6 protein-coding genes are annotated in these 4,606 nt (G+C 71.5%); 1 reads left to right on the top strand and 5 read right to left on the bottom strand.

The features are described from left to right. Positions 1–205: 205 nt before the first annotated feature. From P409_RS27265 to P409_RS27280, 4 genes are read right to left on the bottom strand one after another with little or no spacing between them, the layout of a single operon-like run. Complete coding sequence (locus P409_RS27265) at positions 206–1,240, bottom strand: purine-nucleoside phosphorylase (protein WP_034845800.1); 1,035 nt, start codon at positions 1,238–1,240, stop codon at positions 206–208. A 40-nt stretch (positions 1,241–1,280) separates the two neighbouring features. Then, positions 1,281–1,934: an amino acid ABC transporter permease gene (locus tag P409_RS27270; protein WP_034845803.1), complete on the bottom strand. Its 654-nt coding sequence runs from the start codon at positions 1,932–1,934 to the stop codon at positions 1,281–1,283. After that, positions 1,931–2,599: an amino acid ABC transporter permease gene (locus P409_RS27275; protein ID WP_034845805.1), complete on the bottom strand. Its 669-nt coding sequence runs from the start codon at positions 2,597–2,599 to the stop codon at positions 1,931–1,933. Before P409_RS27275 ends, P409_RS27270 begins: the two co-directional genes overlap by 4 nt. Before the next feature lie 7 nt (positions 2,600–2,606). Beyond that, positions 2,607–3,389 carry a transporter substrate-binding domain-containing protein gene (locus P409_RS27280; protein ID WP_034845808.1) on the bottom strand — a complete coding sequence of 261 codons (783 nt, stop codon included), beginning with the start codon at positions 3,387–3,389 and terminating at the stop codon, positions 2,607–2,609. 195 nt (positions 3,390–3,584) lie between these two features. On the opposite strand from P409_RS27280, the gene P409_RS37390 reads away from it, so the two are divergent. Further along, the gene (locus tag P409_RS37390) at positions 3,585–3,752 is read left to right on the top strand and encodes a YqaE/Pmp3 family membrane protein (RefSeq protein ID WP_081991824.1); all 168 of its coding nucleotides are present in this window, start codon (positions 3,585–3,587) and stop codon (positions 3,750–3,752) included. A 139-nt stretch (positions 3,753–3,891) separates the two neighbouring features. On the opposite strand, the gene P409_RS27285 is transcribed toward P409_RS37390, so the two are convergent. Beyond that, complete coding sequence (locus P409_RS27285; RefSeq protein ID WP_052121459.1) at positions 3,892–4,512, bottom strand: MFS transporter; 621 nt, start codon at positions 4,510–4,512, stop codon at positions 3,892–3,894. Positions 4,513–4,606 lie beyond the last annotated feature (94 nt).

Below are 4,606 nucleotides of genomic sequence, written 5' to 3' on the forward strand. Positions count from 1 at the left end.
GTCGAGCAGCTGCTGGACGGAGGCCGGCGGGGGCTGGTCCGCCGACGCGGGCGGCGCCTGCTGCGCCCGGCCCGGCGCGCCGAGCAGGACCAGCACCGCGATCAACAGGCCCCGGAACCAGCGCATCCGTCCCTCCCATCCCCCTGCGCGCATGCTGTCGCGCCGTGCGGCCGGTGGCAATGGTCCTCGGACGGGCGGACGGGGATCACCTGGCCGCGACGGGAATCCCGGACTGCCAGGCCGCCCAGTCTCTGACCACGGACTGGACGAAGGGCGCGCCTGCGGCGGTGAGGTTGGCGATCGCGATCGGGAAGCCGCCGGACTTGGCCTGCAGCGAGTCCGCCGCAGTCTGGCCGGGATGGGGCCGGTCGAAGTTGGAGGCGGTGCGCAGTACCGCGACCCGGCCGGTGTCGACCAGCCCGGCCTCCTCGCCGCGCCGCAGCGCCTCGAAAGTGGCGTTGTCCTCCTGCTGCGTCGTGCAGTAGCTGCCCTTGCCGTCGGTCAGGAGCGCCACCCACTCCTCCGCCCGCTCGCCGATCCGGGCGCCGTGCCAGTAGGTGTCGCCGGCCAGCGTGTCGCATTGCACGACCTTCGGCGGCTGGTTGGCCGGGGCTTCCGGATAGCGGGCGCGATAGGCGGCCGCGGCCTCGCCGTCGGCCAGCTTCGCATCCTGGCTCAGGGCCAGGACGGCCTGCAGCAGGTCCTCGTTCAGCCGGAACACCTCGGTGCGGTAGTTGAGCGGCGGCTTCCCCGCCGGGTCCTTCGCCCCGATGCCGAGATAGCCGCTGCTCCAGCCCGGCGGCATCTCGCGCGCGTCGATCTCGTGCTGGATGCCGAAATCCACCAGGTAGCGGGCCCAGGCGGCGGTGCCGAGCGTGCCCTTGGCCGGATCGATCCCGGCGATGCCGGCGATCAGCACATAGGCGCGGGTCAGGTCGAACTGCCGGCTCCACAGCAGCGCCATGGTCGAGGCCGCGGCATTGGCGTGGCCCATGCCGGTCGTCATCTGGCACACGCCGTCGGCGTTGCAGTGCACGGCGGGATAGTCGGGCGAGAGGCCCGGCACCGCGATCTCCTGGTCCAGGCGAAGCTGCTCGATCCAGGGCTTCGCCTCCGGCCCGAACATCGAGATGATCAGCACCTTGACCGGCCGCGGCGGCGTCTGCGCCGTTGCGGGAGCGGCGGCGAAGGCGGCCAGGGCCGCCGCGGCGACGGCATGCTTCAGATCGGGAAGAGGCAAGGGTCGCTCCATCGCGTCGGAGGTGGGTCTCGATCCCAGCCTAGCGCACGCCGCGGGCCAGGCGCCGTTCCAGCGCCGTCGCGGCCAGCGCGATCGGGTAGCACAGGGCGAAGTAGAACAGCGCGACGAAGCCGTAGGTGCGGGCGGAGTCGAAGGTGGCGTTGACGATGATGGTGCCGGCCTTGGTCAGCTCGACGAAGCCGATCACCGAGGCCAGGGCCGTGCCCTTCACCACCTGCACCAGGAAGCCGACGGTGGGCGCGATGGCGACGCGCAGCGCCTGCGGCAGGATCACCAGGCGCAGCTGCTGCGGCCAGGTCAGGGCCAGGGCCCGTGCCGCCTCCCACTGGCCGCGCGGCACGCTTTCGACCGCGCCGCGCCAGATCTCGGACAGGAAGGCGGCGGCGTAGAGGGTCAGCGCCACCGCGGCGGCGGCGAGCGGCGGCAGGTCGAGCCCGACCAGCGCCAGGCCGAAGAAGCACAGGAACAGCTGGATCAGGAGCGGCGTGCCCTGGAACAGCTGGACGTACAGCCCGGTGGCGCGCCGCGCCCAGCGCCGGCCGGACAGGCGCAGCAGCAGCAGGCCGGCGCCGAGCAGGAAGCCGCCGAGAAAGGCGATCAGGCTCAAGGCGATGGTCCAGCGCGCCGCCAGCAGCAGGTTGCGCAGAATGTCCCAGGTGGTGAAGCCGGTCATGCCGCGGCCTGCCGGTGGCGGAACAGGCGGCGGCCGACCCGGTCCGACAGCCGGCGCAGGACGACGGCGAGGACCAGGTAGATCGCCCCGACCACGAGATAGGTCTCGAAGCTGAGGAAGGTGCGGGACTGGATGAAGCTGCCGGCGAAGGTCAGGTCGCGCACCGCGATCTGCGACACCACCGAGGAGCCGAGCATGATGATGACGAACTGGCCGGTGAGGGAGGGATACACCTTCTCCAGTGCCGGGATCAGCACCACCAGCCGGAAGGTGCGCCAGCGCGACAGGCCCAGGCTGGCCCCGGCCTCCCACAGCCCGCGGCCGACGCCGTCGAGGCCGGCGCGCACGATCTCGGTGGCGTAGCCGCCGAGATTGACGATCATCGCCAGCAGCGCCGCCTCGACGCTGCCGAGCTTCACCCCCAGCCGCGGCAGGCCGAAGAACACGAAGAACAGCTGGATGATGAAGGGCGTGTTGCGGATCAGCTCGACATAGGCGCCGACCACGAACCGCACCGCCGGGCTGCGCGAGCGGCGGCCGAGGGCGCCGAGCACGCCCAGCGCCAGCCCGCCGGCGACGGCGATGAGCGTGAGCAGGACGGTCAGGCCGATCCCCTGCAGGATCAGCCCGCCATAGCCGAGCAGGTCGGCGAAGCGGAAGGTCAAGCTCGGCTCAGACCGGCAAATCGCCCGGCAGCGCCGCGCCGAGCCACTTCTTGCTGATCGCGTCCAGCCGCCCGTCCTGCTTCGCCGCGGCGATGATGGCGTTGACCCTGGCCAGCAGCTTCGGCTCGCTTTTGTTCAGGCCGATGAAGCAGGGCGACTGGCTGAGGATGAATTTCGGCTCCGGCCGCACCGCCGGGTCGCGCGCCAGGATCGCGGCGGCGACGACATTGCCGGTGGCGATCAGCTCGGTCTGGCCGGACAGGAAGGCGGCGATGGTGGTGTTGTTGTCCTCGAACCGCTCGATGTCGGCATCGGCCGGGGCGACCTTCGAGATCGCCAGGTCCTCCAGCGCGCCGCGAGTGACGCCGACGGTCTTGCCCGCCAGGTCCTCCGCCTTGGCCACGGTCGAATCGGCCGGGCCGAACACGCCGGAATAGAACGGCGCATAGGCGCTGGTGAAGTCGATCACCTTCTCGCGCTCGGCATTCCGGCCGAGGCTGGAGATGATCAGGTCGACCTTGTGGGTCTGCAGATAGGGCAGCCGGTTTGCACTGGTCACGGGCACCAGCTCGACCGCCACGCCCAAATCCTGAGCAATCAGCCTGGCCATGTCGATGTCGTAGCCCTGCGGCTGCAGGTCGGGCCCGGCCGAGCCGAAGGGCGGGAAATCCTGCGGCACGGCGATGCGGATCACCTTGGTCGCCAGCACGTCGTCCAGCGTCTCGGCCGCCGCCGGCCGCACCGCCCCGGCCAGCCCCATCACGACCGCCAGGCCGCAGAGCAGCCCCATTCCCCAGTTCCGCAACGACATCCCGTGCCCCATTCAAACCGGCGCGACCGCCGCGCCGTCCGGGGTTCCGGGTCAGCAAGCGCCGTGCCAGGACGGCATCGCGAAACAGACGGCAACAAATCGTTACGCACCCGACATTGTCCCGGCCGGCCGGGGGCGCTAGGCAAAGGCGGGATCAACAACCGAGGCCGGTCATTGACCACGCTCCTGTACATCCTTGCCTTCCTGTGCCCGCCGCTGGCCGTCTATCTCGACATCGGCGCGGGGGACGAGCTGCGGCTGAACATCATCCTGACGATCCTGGGCTGGATCCCCGGCATCATCCACGCCCTCTACATCCTCTCGATCCACCCACCGCATTGAGAGACCGTCTGCAAATGCTACTGGCGCGGCCGTCTGACGGCGCCGTCTCCGCTTCCGGTGCTCACGCACCCATGTGCGCTCTCGACGCCACCGCCAGCCGACTCACGCCAGCGCATTTCCAAACGGTCTCTGAGGGGTCTTACTCCGCCGCCTCGGCCGGCTGCAGCGCCGGTTCGGCCCGGGCCGGGCGGGACAGGAAGCCGAACACCACGGCGGCGGTGACCACAGTGATCGCGGCCAGCACGAAGCAGAGGCCGTGGAAGGCGTCGCCATAGGCCCGGACCAGCAGCGCCGGTCCGGCCTGCGGCAGCGCCGCCGCGGCCTGCGCCAGGTCGCCCATCGCCAGGCGCTGCGAGGCCAGGGTCAGCATGGCCGGATCCGCCGGGCCCAGCGCCGTCCCCAGCCCCGATCGGGACAGCCCGGCCAGGATGGCGCCGACCACGGCGAGTGCGATACCTTCCCCCGCCACCCGGGTGGTGCTGAAGATGCCCGCGGCCATGCCCGCGCGTTCCTTCGGCACCACGCTGACCGCCAGCGCGTCCATCAGCCCCCAGGGCAGGCTGATGCCGAGGCCGATCACCAGCAGCGCCGGCACCATCGCGGCGCCGGGAAGGCCCGGCGGCACCCGGGCCAGCCAGACCAGCCCGGCGGCCGCCACCAGCAGCCCGGCGCCGCACAGGGCGCCGGCGGAGACCCAGCGGGTCAGCAGCGCCGCCAGCATCGGCACCACCAGCATCGGGCCGCACAGCGCCATCATCATCCAGCCGGCGCCCAGCCCCGCCCCAGCCCTCGATGCCGACGAAGCGCAGCGGCAGCAGGATCAGCAGCACGACGAAGGAATAGGCCGGCGCCGC

This window comes from Inquilinus limosus MP06, from assembly GCF_000767795.1.
Classification (GTDB): Bacteria; Pseudomonadota; Alphaproteobacteria; order DSM-16000; family Inquilinaceae; genus Inquilinus; species Inquilinus limosus_E.

Excerpts from the sequence above, each read along its gene's own strand:
- P409_RS27285 (WP_052121459.1), bottom strand. The coding sequence starts at position 4,512 with ATGATGATGGCGCTGTGCGGCCCGATGCTGGTGGTGCCGATGCTGGCG.
- P409_RS27270 (WP_034845803.1), bottom strand. The coding sequence starts at position 1,934 with ATGACCGGCTTCACCACCTGGGACATTCTGCGCAACCTGCTGCTGGCG.
- P409_RS27280 (WP_034845808.1), bottom strand. The coding sequence starts at position 3,389 with ATGGGGCTGCTCTGCGGCCTGGCGGTCGTGATGGGGCTGGCCGGGGCG.